This window comes from Bacillus sp. SLBN-46, from assembly GCF_031453555.1.
Taxonomy (GTDB): Bacteria; Bacillota; Bacilli; order Bacillales; family Cytobacillaceae; genus Neobacillus.
Genome location: NZ_JAVIZM010000001.1, coordinates 690,782 through 711,338 on the forward strand (window position 1 = coordinate 690,782; position 20,557 = coordinate 711,338).

Annotated in this window: 25 protein-coding genes and 2 pseudogenes; 21 read left to right on the forward strand and 6 right to left on the reverse strand. The window is 39.3% G+C overall.

Annotation, left to right across the window (positions count from 1 at the left end):
* Window position 1 precedes the first annotated feature (1 nt).
* Together QFZ87_RS03555 and QFZ87_RS03560 are read right to left on the reverse strand one after the other, a co-directional pair.
* Window positions 2-220 (reverse strand): helix-turn-helix domain-containing protein, encoded by a 219-nt coding sequence (locus tag QFZ87_RS03555; RefSeq protein WP_015593634.1) that lies wholly within the window; start codon window positions 218-220, stop codon window positions 2-4.
* Between the two features lie 697 nt (window positions 221-917).
* Window positions 918-2,030 (reverse strand): site-2 protease family protein, encoded by a 1,113-nt coding sequence (locus QFZ87_RS03560; protein WP_309857844.1) that lies wholly within the window; start codon window positions 2,028-2,030, stop codon window positions 918-920.
* A gap of 174 nt (window positions 2,031-2,204) precedes the next feature.
* Here QFZ87_RS03560 and QFZ87_RS03565 point away from each other — a divergent pair, with 174 nt between their 5' ends.
* The 4 genes from QFZ87_RS03565 (at window position 2,205) to QFZ87_RS03580 (ending at window position 4,454) form a co-directional block, all read left to right on the forward strand.
* Window positions 2,205-3,212: a DUF3231 family protein gene (locus QFZ87_RS03565; RefSeq protein ID WP_309857848.1), complete on the forward strand. Its 1,008-nt coding sequence runs from the start codon at window positions 2,205-2,207 to the stop codon at window positions 3,210-3,212.
* 237 nt (window positions 3,213-3,449) lie between these two features.
* Window positions 3,450-3,737, forward strand: a complete 288-nt coding sequence (locus QFZ87_RS03570; protein WP_309857850.1) for a hypothetical protein — start codon at window positions 3,450-3,452, stop codon at window positions 3,735-3,737.
* A gap of 158 nt (window positions 3,738-3,895) precedes the next feature.
* Window positions 3,896-4,237 carry a DUF3231 family protein gene (locus QFZ87_RS03575; protein WP_309857853.1) on the forward strand — a complete coding sequence of 114 codons (342 nt, stop codon included), beginning with the start codon at window positions 3,896-3,898 and terminating at the stop codon, window positions 4,235-4,237.
* Complete coding sequence (locus QFZ87_RS03580) at window positions 4,200-4,454, forward strand: DUF3231 family protein (protein ID WP_309857856.1); 255 nt, start codon at window positions 4,200-4,202, stop codon at window positions 4,452-4,454. The genes QFZ87_RS03575 and QFZ87_RS03580 overlap by 38 nt, the downstream gene beginning before the upstream one ends.
* Before the next feature lie 328 nt (window positions 4,455-4,782).
* Here QFZ87_RS03580 and QFZ87_RS03585 read toward each other — a convergent pair whose 3' ends face one another.
* Window positions 4,783-5,274 carry a hypothetical protein gene (locus tag QFZ87_RS03585; protein ID WP_309857858.1) on the reverse strand — a complete coding sequence of 164 codons (492 nt, stop codon included), beginning with the start codon at window positions 5,272-5,274 and terminating at the stop codon, window positions 4,783-4,785.
* A 224-nt stretch (window positions 5,275-5,498) separates the two neighbouring features.
* Here QFZ87_RS03585 and QFZ87_RS03590 point away from each other — a divergent pair, with 224 nt between their 5' ends.
* The 5 genes and pseudogenes from QFZ87_RS03590 (at window position 5,499) to QFZ87_RS03610 (ending at window position 8,134) form a co-directional block, all read left to right on the forward strand.
* Window positions 5,499-6,035 (forward strand): hypothetical protein, encoded by a 537-nt coding sequence (locus QFZ87_RS03590; protein WP_309857861.1) that lies wholly within the window; start codon window positions 5,499-5,501, stop codon window positions 6,033-6,035.
* Window positions 5,935-6,153, forward strand: coding sequence for a hypothetical protein (locus QFZ87_RS03595; protein ID WP_309868113.1), 219 nt, complete (start codon window positions 5,935-5,937; stop codon window positions 6,151-6,153). Before QFZ87_RS03590 ends, QFZ87_RS03595 begins: the two co-directional genes overlap by 101 nt.
* Before the next feature lie 48 nt (window positions 6,154-6,201).
* A pseudogene (locus QFZ87_RS03600) lies at window positions 6,202-6,747 on the forward strand (bifunctional transcriptional activator/DNA repair enzyme AdaA); the annotation flags it as partial.
* A gap of 174 nt (window positions 6,748-6,921) precedes the next feature.
* Window positions 6,922-7,668: pseudogene (locus QFZ87_RS03605) on the forward strand (DNA-3-methyladenine glycosylase family protein); the annotation flags it as partial.
* Complete coding sequence (locus QFZ87_RS03610) at window positions 7,661-8,134, forward strand: methylated-DNA--[protein]-cysteine S-methyltransferase (protein WP_309857864.1); 474 nt, start codon at window positions 7,661-7,663, stop codon at window positions 8,132-8,134. The pseudogene QFZ87_RS03605 and the gene QFZ87_RS03610, both read left to right, overlap by 8 nt.
* Window positions 8,135-8,672: 538 nt before the next feature.
* On the opposite strand, the gene QFZ87_RS03615 is transcribed toward QFZ87_RS03610, so the two are convergent.
* A complete protein-coding gene (locus QFZ87_RS03615; RefSeq protein WP_309857866.1) occupies window positions 8,673-8,921 on the reverse strand; it encodes a hypothetical protein in 249 nt (82 codons plus the stop codon).
* A gap of 800 nt (window positions 8,922-9,721) precedes the next feature.
* Between QFZ87_RS03615 and QFZ87_RS03620 the strand changes: the two genes are divergently transcribed.
* From QFZ87_RS03620 to wrbA, 7 genes are all read left to right on the forward strand, one after another.
* On the forward strand, window positions 9,722-10,144 hold the full coding sequence (locus tag QFZ87_RS03620; RefSeq protein ID WP_309857869.1) for a MarR family winged helix-turn-helix transcriptional regulator: 423 nt from the start codon (window positions 9,722-9,724) through the stop codon (window positions 10,142-10,144).
* Between the two features lie 59 nt (window positions 10,145-10,203).
* Window positions 10,204-10,602, forward strand: coding sequence for a DoxX family protein (locus tag QFZ87_RS03625; RefSeq protein ID WP_309857871.1), 399 nt, complete (start codon window positions 10,204-10,206; stop codon window positions 10,600-10,602).
* Window positions 10,603-10,641: 39 nt separating this feature from the next.
* Window positions 10,642-11,580 carry a ring-cleaving dioxygenase gene (locus tag QFZ87_RS03630; protein ID WP_309857874.1) on the forward strand — a complete coding sequence of 313 codons (939 nt, stop codon included), beginning with the start codon at window positions 10,642-10,644 and terminating at the stop codon, window positions 11,578-11,580.
* Window positions 11,581-11,603: 23 nt separating this feature from the next.
* Window positions 11,604-12,212 (forward strand): flavin reductase family protein, encoded by a 609-nt coding sequence (locus QFZ87_RS03635; RefSeq protein WP_309867625.1) that lies wholly within the window; start codon window positions 11,604-11,606, stop codon window positions 12,210-12,212.
* A gap of 35 nt (window positions 12,213-12,247) precedes the next feature.
* Entirely contained in the window at window positions 12,248-13,192 is a 945-nt protein-coding gene (locus QFZ87_RS03640) for a ring-cleaving dioxygenase (protein ID WP_309857877.1), read from the forward strand.
* On the forward strand, window positions 13,192-13,803 hold the full coding sequence (locus QFZ87_RS03645) for an alpha/beta hydrolase (protein ID WP_309857880.1): 612 nt from the start codon (window positions 13,192-13,194) through the stop codon (window positions 13,801-13,803). Before QFZ87_RS03640 ends, QFZ87_RS03645 begins: the two co-directional genes overlap by 1 nt.
* Window positions 13,804-13,902: 99 nt before the next feature.
* On the forward strand, window positions 13,903-14,514 hold the full coding sequence (gene wrbA / locus QFZ87_RS03650; RefSeq protein WP_309857883.1) for an NAD(P)H:quinone oxidoreductase: 612 nt from the start codon (window positions 13,903-13,905) through the stop codon (window positions 14,512-14,514).
* Between the two features lie 468 nt (window positions 14,515-14,982).
* On the opposite strand, the gene QFZ87_RS03655 is transcribed toward wrbA, so the two are convergent.
* Entirely contained in the window at window positions 14,983-15,498 is a 516-nt protein-coding gene (locus tag QFZ87_RS03655; protein WP_309857885.1) for a type 1 glutamine amidotransferase domain-containing protein, read from the reverse strand.
* Between the two features lie 397 nt (window positions 15,499-15,895).
* On the opposite strand from QFZ87_RS03655, the gene QFZ87_RS03660 reads away from it, so the two are divergent.
* From QFZ87_RS03660 to QFZ87_RS03675, 4 genes are all read left to right on the forward strand, one after another.
* Window positions 15,896-16,741, forward strand: a complete 846-nt coding sequence (locus QFZ87_RS03660) for a DUF4405 domain-containing protein (protein ID WP_309857888.1) — start codon at window positions 15,896-15,898, stop codon at window positions 16,739-16,741.
* A 132-nt stretch (window positions 16,742-16,873) separates the two neighbouring features.
* On the forward strand, window positions 16,874-17,962 hold the full coding sequence (locus QFZ87_RS03665; RefSeq protein ID WP_309857891.1) for a PrsW family glutamic-type intramembrane protease: 1,089 nt from the start codon (window positions 16,874-16,876) through the stop codon (window positions 17,960-17,962).
* A 17-nt stretch (window positions 17,963-17,979) separates the two neighbouring features.
* Window positions 17,980-18,369, forward strand: a complete 390-nt coding sequence (locus QFZ87_RS03670) for a VOC family protein (RefSeq protein WP_309857894.1) — start codon at window positions 17,980-17,982, stop codon at window positions 18,367-18,369.
* A 330-nt stretch (window positions 18,370-18,699) separates the two neighbouring features.
* Window positions 18,700-18,843 carry a hypothetical protein gene (locus QFZ87_RS03675; protein ID WP_309857897.1) on the forward strand — a complete coding sequence of 48 codons (144 nt, stop codon included), beginning with the start codon at window positions 18,700-18,702 and terminating at the stop codon, window positions 18,841-18,843.
* Between the two features lie 107 nt (window positions 18,844-18,950).
* On the opposite strand, the gene QFZ87_RS03680 is transcribed toward QFZ87_RS03675, so the two are convergent.
* The gene (locus QFZ87_RS03680; protein WP_309857900.1) at window positions 18,951-19,736 is read right to left on the reverse strand and encodes a LysR family transcriptional regulator; all 786 of its coding nucleotides are present in this window, start codon (window positions 19,734-19,736) and stop codon (window positions 18,951-18,953) included.
* A 111-nt stretch (window positions 19,737-19,847) separates the two neighbouring features.
* Between QFZ87_RS03680 and QFZ87_RS03685 the strand changes: the two genes are divergently transcribed.
* On the forward strand, window positions 19,848-20,396 hold the full coding sequence (locus QFZ87_RS03685; protein WP_309857902.1) for a DUF4865 family protein: 549 nt from the start codon (window positions 19,848-19,850) through the stop codon (window positions 20,394-20,396).
* The last annotated feature ends 161 nt before the right edge of the window (window positions 20,397-20,557 follow it).

The window sequence follows — 20,557 nt, forward strand, 5'->3', positions numbered from 1 at the left end:
TTTATTGAGTGTCTTCGTCGCTTTTGTACTCCAAAATATCACCTGGCTGACAATCCAAAGTCTTACATATCGCTTCTAATGTTGAAAAACGAACCGCTTTTGCTTTTTCATTTTTCAGAATGGAAAGATTCGCCATAGTAATTCCAACCCTCTCCGAAAGCTCCGTTACGCTCATTTTTCGTTTTGCTAACATCACATCAATATTAATAATAATTGCCATATCTTCCACCTCAGACCGTCAAATCATTTTCTGATTTTATGTTTGTCATACTTGAAGGTGAACTTAGTTTAAATATTAAAGTAACACTAAAACCGCCATTTTTTGGCGGTTTTTTTTCATGAATTTGGTTATTTTAAAAGAAGAGTGAAAAAGAGGTTGAGGTGATATCAGTTATGAAGTCAAAGAGGCACTCAAAATTTAATCTACTAATAATATTGGTTCCATGGTTATCGTTGTTATTTATAGGAAAACGTAGTCTCAGACGCTTTTCTTTTGCGGGCATTTTTATTGTTATTTTTGAGATTATCAACCACTTGTATGGACACAAAAAGAGATGGTGGAAGTTTTACGATAAGCCAAAATCTTTTATTAAAGATGAACTTCCCTTTAGTGTGGGCCCTTATATGCCTCTTTCCATGTGGTTGCTTAAAATTTCGTTTGGTAACTTTAAAAAGTTTGTGTTCCTTAATTTGATCTCTGATGGACTCTTTGCTTTTGTCTTTATGGATGTTCTAAAAAAGTATAAAATCATCCGTCTAAATCGCTTAAGTCGTTTTCAATTTTTCATCTACATCCACTATAAATCGTATTTATTATATGGAGTACAGTATTTAATTGAAAAAATAAAAAAGAGTTGAGGAACGAACGTAGCCAGGAAAAAGGTACCCAGTGTGTACCTTTTTCCTGGCTGATATTTTTATCGATTCATCGCCTTTTGAATCTCGGGATGATTCATGAGGATTTCATTGCCATAATAATAACTTAGAGACAAGGCAAGGACGAGACCTATATAGATGAGAAATAATTTCGCTTTCGTTTTCTTATCGGTTTTATAATAGGTTTCGGTAGTCTTTACCTCTTTTTTATACTCGGCTAATTTTTCTTCTAAACGGACAATCAACCCCTCAATCACTTGTTGATTGTCAGCCCCGACTTCCTCACTCGAAGAATAGGTACCCGTTAATTGTTGAAGATAGAGCTCCCTTTTCATTTTTTCAATTTCCACATTTAATGTGCTGAGTACTTCTGTAATTTCAAGGTTTTTAATGCTCCATCTAACCTTTTTAACTGTCTCTTGGACCGAATCCAGGTGATGTGATTCCTGCTTTAATTTTTCTATTGCGTCGTCCAGTTCTTGTATTTCTAATTTATGTGCATGTAGATTCTTTTGTTTTTTATATAATTTGTACCATTCGGTTGAACCCAAAATGACGATTAAGAACCCTATAAAGCTTAGATTCATGACTGAATAAGTGAGTAATAGGATAATGCCTAATCCCCATAGCTTCGTACTGATTCCTGCTGCAATCCTTCCACCATCCAAGGGGGTAATCGGGATTAAGTTAAATAAATTTACCATCCCGCCTAAAATAATTAGAAGAGCCCAAAATGGTTCATGTGTAAAAATATACAATGGAATGGCAGGTAAAAAGGATAATAGTCCAAATAAAGGTCCCATGTAGGCAATAAATCCTTCATCTTTTGCATTCTTAGGCATTTCCTTCAGGCCGATGACCGCACCGACAAACGGGATAAATAATGCGGGGCTAACGGGCAGTTTAATCCGCTTTGCCGCATACAGGTGGCCTATTTCGTGAACAAACAATAGATAGACGAGGGCTACTGCAAACTTCCATCCAAAAATAAGTGCGTAGGTTCCGAGATAAATAAACATGCTTACAAGTGTTTGTAGTTTAAGGATCTTAAATATAACTAAAAGATATTTAAATTTGCCCAATAATAGAGCGCCTATGGTACCTATTACTCCCCAAGTGGTTTTCTTGCCGCCCTTGGTTACCTTTTTCTCCACACAAACATCCCCTAAAACAAAGTCGTATATCTATTATACAAGAAATAAATGGAAAGTGGTTTAATGATAGCGGCTATTTCTATTGTATGAATGATATTTTCTCTTTCCTGCATCAACCTCATTATTTGAGGAAATATATAAAATATAGAAAATCGGTATTGAGGATGATATTGAATGGTCGAACATATGCCCAAGTTAACGTCTGCTGAATTGTCGATGCTGTGGAGTACATATATTGGTGACTCGATGTCAATTTGTGTGCTGAAGCACTTTTTACAAACCTGTGAAGATCAAGACATTGAACCAATTATTAAACTTGCCCTTAGCTATTCCTACGACCATATAACTCAAGTTTCCGATCTATTTACAAAGGAAGGGATTCCTCTGCCTAGTGGATTTGGAGAACAAGATGTGAACATGCAGGCAAAGAAGCTTTTTTCCGATGTTACCTACATGCGTTATTTGCAACATATGGGGAGAACCGGATTGAACTCATACAGCTTAGCGAAGTCGATTTCCTCACGGAAGGATATCCGTGCCTTGTTCAAACAGTTTTACAGTCAAACGGAAACGTTATATGACCGTAATACAGAGCTTATGCAGGAAAAAGGTGTCTATATTCGATCCCCTTATATTTCTTATCCTGATAAAATAGAGTATGTGACGGATAGAAAATTCCTTGGGGGATTAATAGGTGCTTCCCGGCCGCTTCTTGGAATAGAAATTGCTCATTTAGGAGTAAATATCGAGGTAGCCAATGTAGCAAAAACCATACTTTTAGGTTTTAGCCAGGTAGCACAGTCTAAGAAAATGAGTGACTACTTTAAAGATGGGTACGAGTTAGGGAAGAAGATGGTGGAGGATTTCATGATTAAACTAAAGGAAGATGACAATTCCTATCCATCCACATGGGATTCAACGATTACAAACAGTACAGAGGCGCCATTTTCTGATAAATTAATGTTATTTCATACGAATGCTCAAAGTGCGATTGGTCTTGGCGATTTCGGACTGGCTATTGCTTCATCTCTTCGAAAAGATTTAATCCTAAGCTATGAAGGGTATATCCTTAAGGTTGGGGCGTTTGCGAAAGAAGGTGCAAACCTCTTAATTGATCATGGATGGTTTGAAAAACCGCCACAGTCGATTGATAGAGAATCGATCAGAAATCAAAACAAATAAATGGCTAAAAGGGACGATGCTTTTGTAATGGAGCATCGTTTTTTCTATTTGTAGAACTTTTCTCAACCAATATGGAGATTTAAATGTTAGGAATAAAAATCATAAATGGAAAAAGAAGAAAAGAGACTGCATAAAAAGTGGGGAAAGTCCCCGTTTTTTACGTTTTGAACCTCTTACAAAAATTACCTAATTTGGTGTTATAATGTATATAGATTGCTAAAATAGGAGGCTGAAATAATGAATGGTCTTATGACATTTTTAATGATAGTTATACCTATTTTATTGTTCTTTGCATTGATTAATTATTTTTATTATAAAAATTGGACATCAATATATATTGCACTAAATGATGAAAGTTATTTTCGAGCGATTAGTAAACTAAGGCAGGCCGGAATTCGTTACAAGACAAAAAATTCATTTAATCAAACGAACACTCCCATGTTTGGAGGAATTAGACAAAGACATTACGAAATTTATGTTAAAGACAAAGATGTTACTAACGCATATCACCAATTGCACTCCTAACTGCAAAATGAGAAAGAAGGATGGGTCTATATGTTTAGTTGCTTAAAGGACTATATGGAATTTGGTGTCACTAAATTAAGAGTAGGAATTGTGAAGGATTAGCTTAATACATTATTTCCTAGTATGTTTGGAATAATGACGATATAGGAGGTGTGTGAATGTCCAATCCTTTTGAAGCGATTTGGAGTATGCTGAAAATATCGGTTGATATAACAAATGAACCTAAATCACCGTTACACATTATTGAGGCTGGAGACTGTTGGACGTATTTAACGTTGATGGAAGAGTTCATACGTTATGAGGAAATGGGATTGAATACGACCATTGATGATGAACTTAGAGAAATGTTAACAGATGTGATTAAGTTATGTGAGTCACAAGTAAAGAAATTAAGTAATTTTATGAAAAAAGAAGGAATTCCTTTGCCGGATGTATCATCAACAAAACCAAACTCTAATCCAAATGATATACCTACCTTTAGGGGTAAAATTAACGGATAATGAACTTGCAAATGGTATCGCATTTAAACTGGTTACATGTTTACAAGCATGTTCAAAGGGTCAAGCAGACTCTGTTCGAAATGATGTCGGGATTTTATGGTTGCAATACTATTTAGAATGGGCAACCTTTGGAACAACATTAAAAACACTTATGCGTAAAAGAGGATGGCTAAAGGTACCACCCTATTACTATCCTCCAGGTTTACCACAAAAATAACCAACTCAAATGAGAGTTGGTTTATTTTTGTGGTGAGAATAATGCCAATGATGCTTGGTATAGAACAACAGCAGCTAGTAGTCTATAAATAAGAAGGGAATAATACCCAATTTGTGGAATAATAGTTAAATGAAAAATAATATTGGGGGGGCAAATAGTATGAGTGAGATCGTTTGGGGGAGTCCGGCCAGTTTGTTTTGTTTAGGCTTTTTCTTCGCGGGGTTAGGAGTTTTTATTAAACTATCAAGAATGCCAAAGAAGTAAAATAAATAGATCATCACAAAAAATAGCAGCCGAGTGGGGCTGCTATTTTTGTTCAGAAGTACCTCTAACACAAAACGATTATCCTGTAAGGAGTAGTTTGGGCCGGGATACTTTTCGTCGCAGGTCCATATATCACAATGAGATTCCGGTTCGCAGGAATTTTTGAAAAGTGTTGCCCGTTGGTTAAGACCATTTGGGTATAAGGAGAGAGATTTAATCGTAGCTGCCCATCACTACTCACTAGCTGACTATCAAAAAAGGATACTTTTACATTAGGATAAGAGCTATCTTTTACCATAACAAGTGCACGATATTGTGGAGGATAAATGAGCGGCACAGGTGCATTTCCATCATAATATCCAGTGACTCGATCTCCGACAGCCATCCTCACATGGTCTACAAAGTATGTTGTAGGCGATACGACAAAATTTACAATGTTTCCTACCTCATTTTCTAAAGTCATTAATAGATAACAACCTTCTCCTTCGCCGTTTTGCCCGGTAAAAAAATCACTAATCATGGTGACGGTCCCATGAAATGAATAAAAATTAACCACATTTATACCTCCATTGCGTTATGGCAGATGGTGGACCTATGATCCCCTAAATCATTTATATGTAGGTGAAAGCCTATTTGACAATTAGGGACAGTCCCCCGTTGCGCTAAAGCGCCGGGGGACTGTCCCCACTTAGGCAAATGCCCTTTTCTTAGAGAACAAGTTGTTAGGCGTATGACCACTGAATAGGATAAGGGGAAATGAAATAATAAGGAGTGCATGGTATGTATCCTAATCCCTATAATCAGCAAGCTTATGTTTATTCAACCCCAGTCCAACATGTAGATTATCATTATATTACCCATGATGAAAGGCAATTTGGAGGATTCCAACCACCATTTGGACCACCTGGTCAAGGGGGAGGATTCCAACCACCGTTCGGGCAACCGGGACAAGGGGGAGGGTTTCAACCACCGTTCGGGCAACCGGGACAAGGGGGAGGGTTTCAGCCGCCATTCGGACCGCCTGGTCAAGGACCATCCGGGCAACCAGGCCAAGGAGGCCCAACCTCCGGACCGCCAACTTCACCACCGCCGTCCTATGTTCCCCAACAACAAGCAACCGCATTTGCCGTTGACCCAGGCGGGATTAGACGATGTCTATTCAGATTTACGTATATATGGCTAAGAGGAAATGAGCAGTTCTGGTTTTTCCCAATCTTTGTGGGCCGAAACTCAGTCTCAGGGTATCGTTGGACTGGATTTAGATGGATGTATTTCGGAATTAGCCTGCGCCAAATCCAATCGTTTACTTGCGTTTGATAAAAAGAGTGTACATGAAAAGGCTGCTATCCTAGCAGCTTTTTCTATTGGCAAGATAAAATGGAAGCAGACAGTAAGAGCAAGAACGAGGATGAATGCAAACCATACTTCTTGGTAAAATGGGAATCAGTTAAGGAACTATCAAAAAGGAAGGGGAATGTCCCTGATGGCAAATCTTAATTTTTCGTTCGATGAAATGTGGGGAAAAATCATTGCCTGTGACCGGTCATATGATGGGCTTTTTTATACAGCAGTGAAAACAACCAAGATTTACTGCAGGCCTTCCTGCCGATCCAGAAAGCCGAAGAAAAGGAATGTGGAATTTTATGCCGAGATGAGTGAAGCGGAAAAGAAGGGCTACCGTGCATGCAAGAGATGCCAGCCAGAAGCGGAACACTCCCCACACGAAGCACTAGTACGAAGTGTGATGGTTTATCTTGCGGAGCATTATAAGGTGAATCTCACTTTGGAGGACATTTCCTCTCATATCGGCGTGAGTCCCTACTATTTGGAAAGGCTATTTAAGAAGGAAACGCTGGAAACACCGCGAACCTACTTGGAAAAAATAAGAATAGATAAAGCAGCCTTCCTCCTTAAAAGCACAGGCCTGACGAACCTTGATATTTGCTATGAAGTGGGGTTCCAAAGTCCATCTAATTTTTATAGGGTGTTTAGACGAATGAAAAATTGTACACCAAGTGAGTATCGTAATCGGGTAGGCGAGGAGGAAGTGGATGAACGGCCGTCAATCATTGAGATCCCTACACCGAAGGACTTTCATTTTAAGGAATGCTTAGTTTTTCTAGGCAGGTCTGAACAGGAAATACTGCACAAGATAAAAGATGGATATGTATATAAATTGCTAAAGCTCAATCAAGAACTCCTTTTATTGAAAATCGGTTACCAAAATGACGCGCTGCAGGTTGAATTTCCACTAGGAGAACCTACGGCGATGGCACAAAAAGTAGCTGCAAATTATGTAGTGGATTGGTTTGATTTGGACCGGGATTTAGCAGGATTTTATGAAATGGCACAAAATGATCAGATGTTGCAGCGAGTAGTAAGTAAATATAGAGGATTACGGATGATTGGCATACCAGATTTGTTCGAAGCACTGACATGGGCGATCATGGGGCAGCAAATCAATCTGACCTTTGCTTACACCTTAAGGAAACGGTTTGTGGAACGGTTTGGCGAAAGTCTGACGTTTGAAGGAGATACCTACTGGTTGTATCCTACCTTTGATAGGATAGCAGAAATAGTAGTTGATACATTAAAGGAACTTCAATTCACGGCCAGGAAGGCGGAATATGTGATTGGTGTTTCTCGAGCCATGGCGAATGGGGAATTGTCAAAAGAGAATTTACTCAAGATGGAGGACTATCAACCAATCCATTCTTATTTGACTAAATTAAGAGGAATCGGTTCCTGGACAGCGGATTATGTGATGATGAAATGCCTTCACCAAAGTGCTGCGTTTCCTATTACAGACGTGGGTCTTCACAATGCAGTAAGAATTCAATTAGGGCTTGAGCGAAAGCCCACTTTGGATGAATTGAAAGTAATGGCGGCGGGCTGGACAGGCTGGGAAGCTTACGCAGTGTTTTATTTATGGAGGTCTTTATATGTATAAATTGGATTACCCATCTCCGATTGGAGTGGTCGAAATAGTAGGCACGAATGAAGGGATACTTTCTATTTTGTTTACTGAAAGGGACAGTCCCTTAAATGTGAAAAAGGTTGAAACGCCTAAAGTGGTAGAGGATGCATATAGTGAGCTGGATGAATATTTCAGGGGGGAGCGGCAGACCTTTAGTTTTCCTTGTATCGTTGATGGAACGCCATTCCAGCAGAAGGTATGGGAAACTTTGAAAGGTGTTCCGTTTGGTGGTACGGCATCTTATAAAGACATCGCCATTTCAATGGGAAACGATAAGGCTATCAGAGCAGTGGGAAGTGCCAATGGAAAAAATAAGTTGAGCATCGTGATCCCTTGCCATCGGATCATTGGCTCTAATGGAAAGTTAACAGGATATGCGGGAGGGCTCTGGAGAAAGGAATGGCTTTTGCAGCATGAGAGGAGGACTTTTAATAAATAGTGCTTTTCATTTCTTGATTCGGACAAGAAGGAGTTGGGGAAGAGTAAAGTTGTCTAAATGAGCGCTTGATTCGGACAAGGTGAAGTTGGGGAAGAGGAAAGCTGTCTAAATGAGCCCATGATTCGGACAAGATGGCAATGGAGAAGAGGAAAGCTGTCTAAATGCTAGCTCCAGCAGCTGCTTTAGTGGCTTTATTGTGTGAATATAGCAGAGGAATAAATAGAACAGGAAAAATAATACAAAGTTATTTGCTTTGTGGGTTTCATGGTTTAACCTTATACGTAGAATAACTATATACATAAAATTACTATGTATGTAAAAGTGTGAGACAGTATGCCATTTAGTGGGTCAGAACTATGAGGTGATTTGGGAATGGGTTTCTATTATTTACTATTACTCTTTATAGGTGTAGTCCTTCTTGTTATAGGAGTACTGAAAGGCTTTTTTGACACAGTTAAAAAGGCTATGTTTCTACTCGTAAATGGATTCGTGTTCATTGTTACATCCTTACTATTATTGTTGCCTGGCAGCTCTGATGTTATTTCCAAGCTATTAACTTTTTTATTTTACTAGTTGGACGTCTGCTAAAAATAGAAAAACAAAGGCGATTGCTAACCAGCGGCAATCGCTTATTTAATAGGTTTAGCCTCGAATGGCTACCTAAAAAGTCCTTGTTCTGGTGCAGAAACCCGATATCGACCACTTTTAAAAGGAAATCAACCACTTGTTGCAGGATATCGACCGGTTTGAAAAGGATATCGACCACTTTCCCCAGGATATCGACCACTTTTCAAATTTATCGTCCACTTTCAACAACATATCAACCACCACCTCACCACCCAAAACGCCCAAACAACCAAAGCTATTTACCTGGTGCACCCTACCCAAAATCAGTTGAAAATAAGCGGAGAATTTCCGGTTAGATGCAAAATGGAGCTCGTTTCGTGGTAAATAAGGGAAGTTTTTCCGATTATGCAAAGCGAAATCTCCCATTTTCGAATTTTTAGAGTCATTAGACGGAATCTCTCCGGCTATTTTAGCTTTTTTTAATAATAATGACGAATTAAGCGGAATTTTTCCGTCTATTTATCAGATCGGGTGCATAACCTGATCCCCCAACCGTTAATTGCGGACCCTCTTGATTGCTATGTCAAAGTTAATGAAATTTCGTAGAAACCATGATAAATAAAGAAAAAGACGTATGCCAATTCATACGTCAATTCTTGTGTCTTTTAATAAGAAAGAAAGCACCCGAAAACGGAACCCTTTATCAAATGAGAAGGGGTTTTAATCATACTATGCCAAAATTAATTCCGATTCCGTATCGAGTGAATCACTGCTGCAATCGTTATAACCGCTGCAATAGCAGTAACGATAATAGCTATTGTAAGCATGGCAAGCCCCCCTTATGTTTATGCCTCCCGTGTTTCACCATATACATGGTTGATTTGTTATATGCCTAAAAATGAATCCATTCCTTAAATCTTTAATTTATTTATAACAGTCTATTGACATAGACGTAAAAAAGATTTATTATTATCTCAGATTCAAGATATCTTAATTCAAAATAAAACAGGAGGTGAGAGGATGAACAGAAAATGTACAAATTTGCCCTTTCTTGTATTGATGCAAACATCAAAAGAAATTCATGAGAGAATGAAGTTGGAAATGACAAAATACAACCTTAGTATTACAGAATTTTCTGTTCTAGAAGTGCTCTATAACAAAGGAAAGCAAACCATACAACAAATTGGTCACAGAATATTAATTACTAGTGGTTCTATGACCTATGTTATTGATAGATTGGAACAGAAAGGCATGTTGAATCGCAGTGCTTGTCCGAATGATCGGAGAGCCATACATGTTGCGTTAACTGCTAATGGCAATAGCTTGATGGAGGAAATTATGCCTAAGCATCAAGAATTAGTTAATAATATGTTTGGTTCTTTAGATTCTCATGAGTCTGAGCTATTGGTTAAACTTTTGAAAAAGGTAAGTAGTGAAAGATAATATTTTTTTAAAAATATATCTCGAATTCGAGATAAACAAAACTTTAGGAGGATAAAATAATGTTAAATCTTGGTTTATTAATCATTCGTTTGGTCGTAGGTGTACTATTCATTGGTCATGGGGCGCAGAAATTGTTTGGCTGGTTCGGAGGTTATGGATTAAAAGGTACAGGAGGCTGGTTTGAATCCATTGGAATGAAACCAGGTGTAACCATGGCACTTTTCGCAGGCTTGGCAGAACTTATTGGTGGGATTTTGTTTGCTGTAGGATTCTTAACTCCACTTGCTGCACTGTTGATTGCAGGAACCATGATCATGGCTATTGTAAAAGTGCATGCTCCAAACGGATTATGGGCAACATCAAATGGATATGAATATAACCTAACTTTACTGGCAGTTGCTATTGGTATCGCTTTAATTGGTCCTGGCAAATACGCTCTAGATATATTTTTCTTTTAAAAAATACTACTATTGAATTTTTATAAGGAGGGGTAAAAAATGAGCAAGAAAACAATGGGCATTCACCATATTACAGCCATCGTAGGGCATCCCCAGGAAAACGTGGATTTTTATGCAGGAGTGTTGGGGTTGCGTTTAGTTAAGCAAACAGTGAACTTTGATGATCCAGGTACGTATCACCTTTATTTTGGGAATGAAGGTGGGAAGCCTGGCACCATCATTACCTTTTTCCCATGGGCAGGAGCTCGTCAAGGAACCATTGGAGACGGCCAGGTAGGTGTCACATCATACGTTGTTCCAAGAGGTGCCTTTGAATTTTGGAAAAAAAGGTTAGAGAAGTTCAATGTTCCTTTTACCATTATGGAACGCTTCGGAGAGCAATATCTGGAATTTGATGATCCACACGGTCTTCACTTGGAAATCGTTGAAAGAGAAGAAGGAGAAATCAATCATTGGACCTTCGGTGACGTCACACCTGAAGTGGCGATTAAAGGCTTTGGCGGAGCCACGCTATTATCTACCCAGCCGAACAGAACGGCTGAATTGTTAGAAAAAGTAATGGGCCTCGAATTAATCGGTAAAGAAGAAGACTTTGCGCGTTATCGCTCCACTGCGGATATTGGGAATGTGATTGACCTTAAATTAACGCCGATTGGACGCGGGCGAATGGGGGTAGGAACCGTTCACCATATCGCATGGCGTGCGATTGATGACCAGGATCAACTTGATTGGCAGCAATATGTAGCGGCGAATGGCTATGGTGTCACTGCTGTTCGGGATAGAAACTACTTTAATGCGATTTACTTTAGAGAGCATGGAGAAATCCTGTTTGAAATCGCGACGGATCCTCCAGGATTTGCTCATGATGAGTCTTTAGCGACAATGGGAGAAAAATTAATGCTGCCATCACAGTATGAGCCGCAAAGAGCGCAAATTGAACAAGCCTTGCTACCTTTTAAAATAAGAAACCTAGACTGATTATGTGAAAAGGAATGATTTCTTTGCTTTCAATCGATCCTGCATCATTATCTGAAAGAGACAATTATAAATTTCTAATAGGTAGCATCATACCTAGGCCAATCGCTTTTGTCACTACACTTTCAAAAGACGGTGTTTTAAATGGGGCACCATTTAGTTATTTTAATATCGTGTCATCTAATCCCCCAATGATTTCTTTATCGATCCAACGTTCATCAGGGAGACAAAAGGATACAGCGAGAAATATAATCGAATCCAAGCAATTTGTGGTTCATATCGTGGATGAGCAAAATGTTGAAAAGATAAATAAAACAGCAGCAAACCTTCCACCTGATCAAAGTGAGATAGAATTAGCTAACTTAACACCGGTAGAAAGTATGAAAATATCAGTTCCTGGAGTGAAGGAAGCGAAAATCAGAATGGAATGTTTAGTAGAGCATTCTTTGGAATTGGGAGGCTTGGATACACCGGGCTGTGATGTGATAATAGGCAAAGTTGTTCAATTTCATATCGAAAGCGACATTTATGAAAATGGAAGAATCGATCCAAGGGGTCTAGCTGCGGTTAGCAGATTGGCTGGCAATAATTACGCAAAAATTGGTGAGATTTTTGAAATGGAAAGACCTAATTAAGTTTTTTAGTCCCATTGAAAAATGGAGGGGATAACATGCAAAAAACAGCAGGGATCCATCATATAACAGCAATGGTAAACGATGCACAAAGGAACATCGACTTTTATGCAGGTGTACTGGGGTTACGACTTGTTAAAAAAACCATTAATTTCGATCGACCAGAAGTGTACCATCTTTATTTTGGGAATGACACGGGCCAACCAGGCACTGTTATTACCTTTTTCCCTTGGGCTAAACAGCTAAAAGGTCGAATTGGTACGGGTCAAGTTGGCGTGACAAGTTATGTGATTCCGAAAGGTTCCGCTCCATTTTGGGAGAAACGATTAGGTAAATTCGGAGTTCAATTTTCTTCTTCTGTTCGCTTTGGTGAAAAATATATAAAGTTTAATGACCCTGATGGACTTCAAATTGAATTGACTGAACGAGATGAAGGACCAATGAGTACTTGGAGTTTTGGTGGAGTTCAACCAGAAAATGCGATTAAAGGATTTGGCGGTGCTGTTCTGTTATCGGCACAGCCACATAAAACAATAGATGTACTGGAAAATGTTTTGGGATTAGAATGCATGGGTCAAGAGAATGAATTTCTAAGATTGAAGTCTGAAGGCAATGTTGGTAATACTATTGATATTCAGTTAAATCCATCAGTCCGGGGACTGATGGGAGCCGGAACGGTTCACCATATAGCATGGAGAGCAAGCGATGAGGAAGATCATCAAAGGTGGAAATCCCTTCTTGTAGAAAATGGGTATTATCCTACAGAGATTCTTGACCGTAACTACTTCAAGGCTCTTTACTTTCATGAAGCAGGGGGAATCCTTTTCGAAATAGCAACCGACCCACCAGGTTTTACGGTGGATGAAACTGCTCATGAACTTGGAAAAAAACTTATGCTACCGTCTTGGTTAGAGTCAAAAAGGGAAGAATTAGAAGAAACCTTACCGCAAGTGGAGATTCGTGTTCTGGAGGGAGATAAGTAATGAAACATATATTCAATAAAGGGAAAAATCCAACAAAACCAACGTTATTATTGCTTCATGGTACGGGTGGCAATGAACTAGATTTGTTGCCTCTTGCAGGAAGAATAGATGATGAAGCTTCTGTATTGAGCGTTCGAGGGAATGTATTAGAAAATGGAATGCCTCGATTTTTCCGAAGATTAGCTGAGGGAGTATTCGATATAGAAGACCTTATTTTTCGAACAAAAGAACTAAATGAGTTTTTAGATGAAGCAGCAGAAAAGTACGGTTTCGACCGAGATAATATGATTGCTATTGGATATTCTAACGGTGCGAATATAGCTGCCAGTTTATTGTTCCATTATCAAAACGCCTTGAAGGGTGCTATTCTCCATCACCCCATGGTACCAAGAAAAGGAATCGAGCTTCCTGATTTATCAGGTAAGTCCGTGTTTATTGCCGCTGGGACAAATGATCCGATTTGCTCGCCAATGGAATCGACCGAACTACAATCCTTATTAGAAAAGGCTCATGCGAATGTGGAACTTCATTGGGAGCACAGGGGGCATCAATTAACACTCCAAGAGGTGGATGCTGCGGCTGATTGGTATCGAAGTGTAATCATTAAATAAATGAATGTAATGGTAAAAAGAAGACATAATAGGTGGTGTGTTTAATTGGGTATCTTATCCAAATTGTTTGGAAATTCATCTGATAAGGAGATAGAGAAAATGACAAATGTAAAATTAGCTGTTGTTTATTACAGCATGGGTGGCACAAACTATCAACTAGCAAAATGGGCCGAAGAAGGAGCAAAAGAAGTTGGCGCTGAGGTAAAAATAGTAAAAGTTCCAGAACTTGCGCCACAATCAGCGATCGAAGGGAATCCGGTTTGGAAAGCGCACGTAGAAGCAACAAACGATGTACCAGAGGTTCAATTGGAAGACTTGGAATGGGCAGATGCCATCATTTTCAGTGTACCTACTAGATTTGGTAACATGCCTTCACAAATGAAGCAATTCCTTGATACAACTGGTGGTCTATGGTTTAATGGAAAACTTGTGAATAAGGTTGTAAGTGCGATGACCTCTGCACAAAATCCACATGGCGGACAAGAAGCTACTATATTATCACTTTATACGACTATGTATCACTGGGGTGCAATCGTTGCTGCTCCTGGATATACCGATCCTGTAACGTTCGGTGCAGGTGGAAACCCATATGGAACAAGCGTTACAGTGGGGCAAGATGGAAAAATGATTGAAGATGTACAGGCGGCAGTTAAACACCAAGCGAAACGTACAGTTACAGTTGCAGAATGGGTTAAAAAAGGGAATCAATAAAGGGGAGAAAAGCTAATTGACGATGGTCGATTAGCTTTTTTTGTTATCTGGCAAACCAATTAGGTTTCTAAAATAAATGACATCTATCCAAAAGGAGAAATACATTTATTCCCAACTACAATGATTACAGAAATCAAAAGTGGGACTCCTTTTAACTTGGCAGGGTGCGTTGGAAAATGATTTCCAACTTTTGTAGAATTCCTCCTTGGTTTTGTAGAATAAGTTGAAATTTTGTAGAATTCGCTCTCAATTTTGTAGAATTCCTATGTGAATCAGTCCTTTTGAGGTAGAATTGGAAGATTGTTTCCAACTTTTGTAGAATCCTTCTTCGATTTTGTAGAATTAATTAAAATTTTGTAGAATTCCTCTTCATTTTTGTAGAATTCTAATTGAACAAACGATAAACATATAAATATTTTGCTCATTTGTTCATAAAAAAGGCAGAGGGAACATCCCACTGCCTTTCTGCTATCCTAATATTCGCAAACTCTCTTCAACAAATGCTGGTATGTCATCCGGCTGTCTACTGGTGACAAGCTGATTCTGGCACACGACGACTTCTTTGTCATGCAAATTACCGCCTGCATTCTTTAAATCTACATGAATAGATTTATATCCCGTTACATCACGCCCATGAAGCGTTTCTGCTGTGATAAGCAGTTGGGGGCCGTGGCAAATGGCTAACACAGGTTTTTTAGCATCCATAAATGCTTTGGCGAAGAGGACAAATCGCTTGTCTGCACGAAGAAGATCCGGTGAAAATCCACCTGGAATGAAGAGTGCATCAAAATCCTCAGGAGAGACATCATCAATGCTTGCATCAATGACGACTTCACTCGTTCCCTGCTTTCCCTTCACTGTTTTATCCTTCTCCATTTCGATTGCGGTAATCGTATGGCCCTTTTCCTTAAAGGACTGCACCGGTTCCATATATTCGGAGTCCTCAAAATGATCAGTTACGACAACAGCGATTTTTTTACCCATATTCATTCACTCCTTATCCAAGTCTCATGGTTAAGGTACCCTTCTCTACCTCTGTTGAAACGAGTTAATAAGGAACGAAAAAATTCCGGTAGGTAACTGCAGCTGGTGGTACCGGCGGGGGAGGAATAATAGGAACTACCATTGGCTTATACCACGGATGGTAGTGGTGATATAGGATGTAGTAATACATTCTTATCATCCTTTCATGTCATGTCACAGTAGATTATGAGCCTTCACCTACGTATGATTGGATACATGCCTAACCTTTCTATTTATCTGTTATTACTCAATTAATTAAACACTCCTTTTACAGTTTTTAATTTCTTAAGGTTATCTTAAGATTCCTTCAATAAAATGGGAAACAGTTAAGGTTATGAGTAAATTTGGAGGAATGAATATGAAAAAGAATTTTACAAAAATTGTACTGGATTTGCTGATGGCCATCACGTTTGTGTTGCTCATGAATCCAAGAGTCCTAGACGGATTACCGTTCCATGAAATCGCGGGTCTTGTAATAGGCGTAGCGATTCTGGCGCACATCGGATTGAACTACCAATGGGTGATTAATACAACGAAAAAGATTTTTGATCCCAAACTACCTAAGAAAACACGATTTAGTTATCTGTTAAATATATTACTTTTAATTTCGATGGCAACCGTTATTATTACGGGAATCTTCATTTCGAAAGTCGTTTTTCCAAGTCTTGCTGTTCAAGGGGGACACGCTCTTCGTGAAATCCATGGATTATCTGCAGATGCTACCCTTGCGTTTGTTGGTCTTCATGTTGGGGTACATTGGCAATGGGTTATGAGTATCTGTAAAAGAGAGTTTAAATCCAAGGAAGGGAAGCTTCGGAAGGGTGTAATCGCATCTGTTGTCCTGTCACTCGCTATTTTGGCAGGTGGAATCCAATGGTTTGCTTCAACCGCTACACCAAGCATGGGTAATTTCAAGCAGGAGCAAATGCAACAAAGCGGGCAGGCGGCTACTAGTGGGAATACTGGGACGACAACTACCGCAAATGCAAATCAGGAACCGCCTAACGGAGAAGATTTTCATAGAGGGAAATTTGGTGATAGAGACGGAAGAGAAGGAAGAGAAGGACATGGTGGTAACAGCAACCCATTTTTAGTCGTTCTTAATTACTTTGCCATCTGGGCAGCCATCATCATTCCTACTTATTTTCTGGAAACCCGGGTCTTAAGGAAAAAACGAAGATCGACAAAGATTCAACCAACCTAATAAAAAGAGCTAATCGATTAAAATGGTCGATTGGCTCTTTTTTTATTATCAAAAAGTTAATATAACAATGGTTTAAAGGGGAAAGTAAAAAGATGAATTTTCAAGAGTCGTATATAAAGAGGGGGATCCTACATGAAATGCCCGGAATGTGATTATGACAATAAGCATGAGGGAAAGTACTGTCTCAATTGCGGTTTTACCTTTTTGGGAGACGGCGACACACCTCAAGATTCAAATAGCCTTTTTTATGAGTTTGCCACCTATGTCGACATGGTGCCGAAGTATGCACGCTCGGTGGAGCCTAAATTTCAAAATATCTTCTCTCGGGTATTTCGAAAGCATAGTGAACTGGAGGCTGAACGGCTTTTCGTGGTGGGAACCGCACTAACCACACCCAAGCTTGAAGAAGTGAAGGAAACTTGGCCGAAGCCGTGGCTGTTCGCGAGAGTATTTCTGATTGCGCTTATTTCCTTCATAGGATTGTATGTGGGGGTAAGCATATTCAAAAATATCAACTTTATACCAGGGCTTATCATTGTTGGGGCATTTGCTGTTCCGATCTCGACACTGATCTTCTTTTGGGAAATGAATGCGCCGCAGAATATTGCTATTTATAGAATCATTTATGTCGTCTTTATCGGGGGAATCCTCTCGATGTTAGTGGCGCTGCTGTTTTTTAATATATTAAAAAATAACATCAATCCAATCACGATTGGGATTGTGGAAGAACTGGCTAAAGCGCTAGTCGTCATATTTTTTGTGCGAACGAGAAAATACCGCTACACTCTCAATGGATTGCTATTAGGAGCTGCGGTCGGAGCTGGGTTTGCGGCGTTTGAAACGGCTGGATATTCATTAAGAGCACTCCTATCCGGTAGTTTTCCGGGCCTGTATTCAACCATCCTAGTGCGCAGCTTTTTGGCTCCCGGCGGCCATGTTGCGTGGGCTGCTTTAACAGGGGCTGCCTTTTGCCGAGTCCAAGGGAAAAAGACCTTTGAACTGAACATGCTGTTCAAGCCAAGGTTTATCCGGGTCTTCGCGCTCGTTGTGTTGATCCATGCTTTATGGGACACTCCTATATCAGGAATGTTTCCTGTTGGACAAATCTTCCTGATGCTCGTATCATGGACTGTAGTTTTTCTCATGATCAAAAGGGGCTTAAAGGAAATCGCTAATAAGAAAGTGCAATTGAGCAGCCTTCCACTTGAGCCTACATCCTAAGGAAAGAAGGGAAGGGTTTGATTACATACAAATGCCTCCATCATGTCAGTCTGACAGTGACTGATTTGGAAAAAGCAAAAGACTTCTATAGTAGAATTTTGTGTTTAAAGGAAATACCGCGTCCAGCTTTTGATTTTCCAGGCGCCTGGTACGAAATCGAGGGCCAGCAGCTTCACTTAATCGTCGATCCTTCATCGCAGACGATTCGTCAGGATAAACGCTTATCCAGCAGAGAAGGCCACTTTGCCCTCAGAGTGGGGAATTACTATGACACTTTGGAATGGTTGAAGCAGAATGAAGTGGAAGTCCTTGAAAAACCACATGGAAAAAGCGGATTCGCCCAGATCTTCTGCGCCGACCCAGATGGCAACCTGATTGAACTAAATGTAGACCAAAAAGACTTATAAGTAATTGGTGGGGACAGTCCCCCGGTGCTTTAACGCATTACTAGTCTGGGGGACTGTCCCTGATGGGGGTTTTATTTCCAAATTTTGTAGAATAAATGTAAACTTTTTTTCGGGTCTGGGCAGGTTTTACTTATGAAGGACAAAAATCATCTTGAGTTAAGCATTTTTGTCTTTCATCGTGCTTATGAAGGACATTTTTCCACTTAACCTATGTGATTTTGTCTTTCATCGTGCTTATGAAGGACATTTTTCCACTTAATCTGGGAATTTTGTCAGAATGCTAAAGTGGAAGAGTATACATCGGAAACAGACCTAATTATTCACAATAGAATGACTCACAAACAACGAAACATAAAAGGAATAAAGACATTAAAAGTAATGCTCGAAACGGATGGTCCAAATAGTGGAGGACCAATTGTTATATTTGTTGATATGAATACCAAAGAGGTCTTAGGAGCAGTGCCGGGGAAGTAAAATAAAGAGAAGAGAACCGGTCTAGGCAAAATTCACCTTTAATCATTAAATACTAATAAAATAATAGAGGAAGAAAGACTGGTTTGTACCTCTTTCTTCCTTCTTTTTTAAAAAATGTCATTCGGAATTCGTTTCCGGGAGGCGCGATGAATATAAAAATAAATAGGAAGATCGGCAGTCGATAACTCGTCGATCGTGTCTACATCCACCACGTTACTGGGCAAGAACGCTACCCCTTTTCCTTGAACAACAAATTCCCTGATTAAGGAATAGGAATCCACCTGATGGAGTTTTCGCTGGGAGAGTCCATGCTCCTCCATGAATGCAACGGTATGCCTACGAAAAGGACACTGTGGGTCGTGACTAACGAAAAAAAACTCATCGGCATAATCAGGAACAGGTTTTCCTTTTGCTTTTTGCAGGCTCATTGAAAGCTTGGTGCGGAATACCTCTTCCAATTCAGGACTCGCATGATTCGTGTAGGTAATGATCATGTCTACTTTTTGTTGAAATAACAATGGCTGCAATTGACTGCTATGATCAATAATTAATTGATACTTCGTAAAATCTTCTTTAATCCGGTTCTTTAAATAAGAGGACAAAATAGATGGAGAAGTGCCAATCCGGTACGTCTCCCCGCCAATTTTAATTTCACGTTTGGCTTCATCCACTAAATGTAGGATTCGGTTCGCGTACTCCAACAAAATTTCTCCAGATGGAAGTAACGAAATGCCTTTGTGATTCCGATGCAATAAAGGGGCCTCTAGTTCTTGTTCGAGTTTCTTGATTCTTTCAGATACATTAGGTTGAACATACCCTAATTCTTTGGCCGCTTTCGTGATGGACCCTTCATCAACTACCGTTTTGAATATAATCAAATCATTTAACTCCATTTTTACTCCACCCCATCATTTAAAATGATGTCACCAATCACTAACACCTATTTTACACCACAAAACCCAAAGGTTACCATTATTTTATAGCGAATAAGAGGAGTGGTACGTATGATAGGTATGCAATATAAGGTTATTTTACCAACGGATTACGATATGAATATTATTAGACGGCGAGTGCAAGAAAACGGGCATAAGACAGATGGATTTCCGGGGCTGTTGTTTAAGGCCTATTTAACCACAGAGTCTGGGAAAAACGGCAGCTTATACAATTCCTACGCACCCTTGTATATTTGGAACACTGCGCAAGGGATGAATTCCTTTGTCTTTGACGGGTATTATGACAATATATTAGCTTCATTTGGATGGCAGCATATTAACATTGGAGTACCATTAAATGTAACCTTGGAAGAGAATTTTTCTAAAAGTAGATACGCGATTGAATATGCGGGGCGCATTCCAGAACAGCAATCATTAGTCGATTTTTCATTCACTGCAGTGGATCAGTATGTGAAAAATGCAGAAGCAAAGAGTGGGGATTTCTTAATTTACAATCCTGATAAATGGGGCTATAGCCATTTCAGCTTTTTTCAAGAAAAACCAGAAGTGGCCTCATCTAGCAATCTAACCATCTATGAAATTTTACACATTTCACAATAGAAGTCGAAATAAAAAATAAGCCAAACAGTAATATTTGCTTATGTTAGTTCCGTTATTTTCAATAAAATTGTGGTTACCAGTTATTATACTATATTTTGTTAATAACGAGGGAAAGATATATTATCCTAAAAGGCATTTAGTACGGTCCACATTTTTCATGG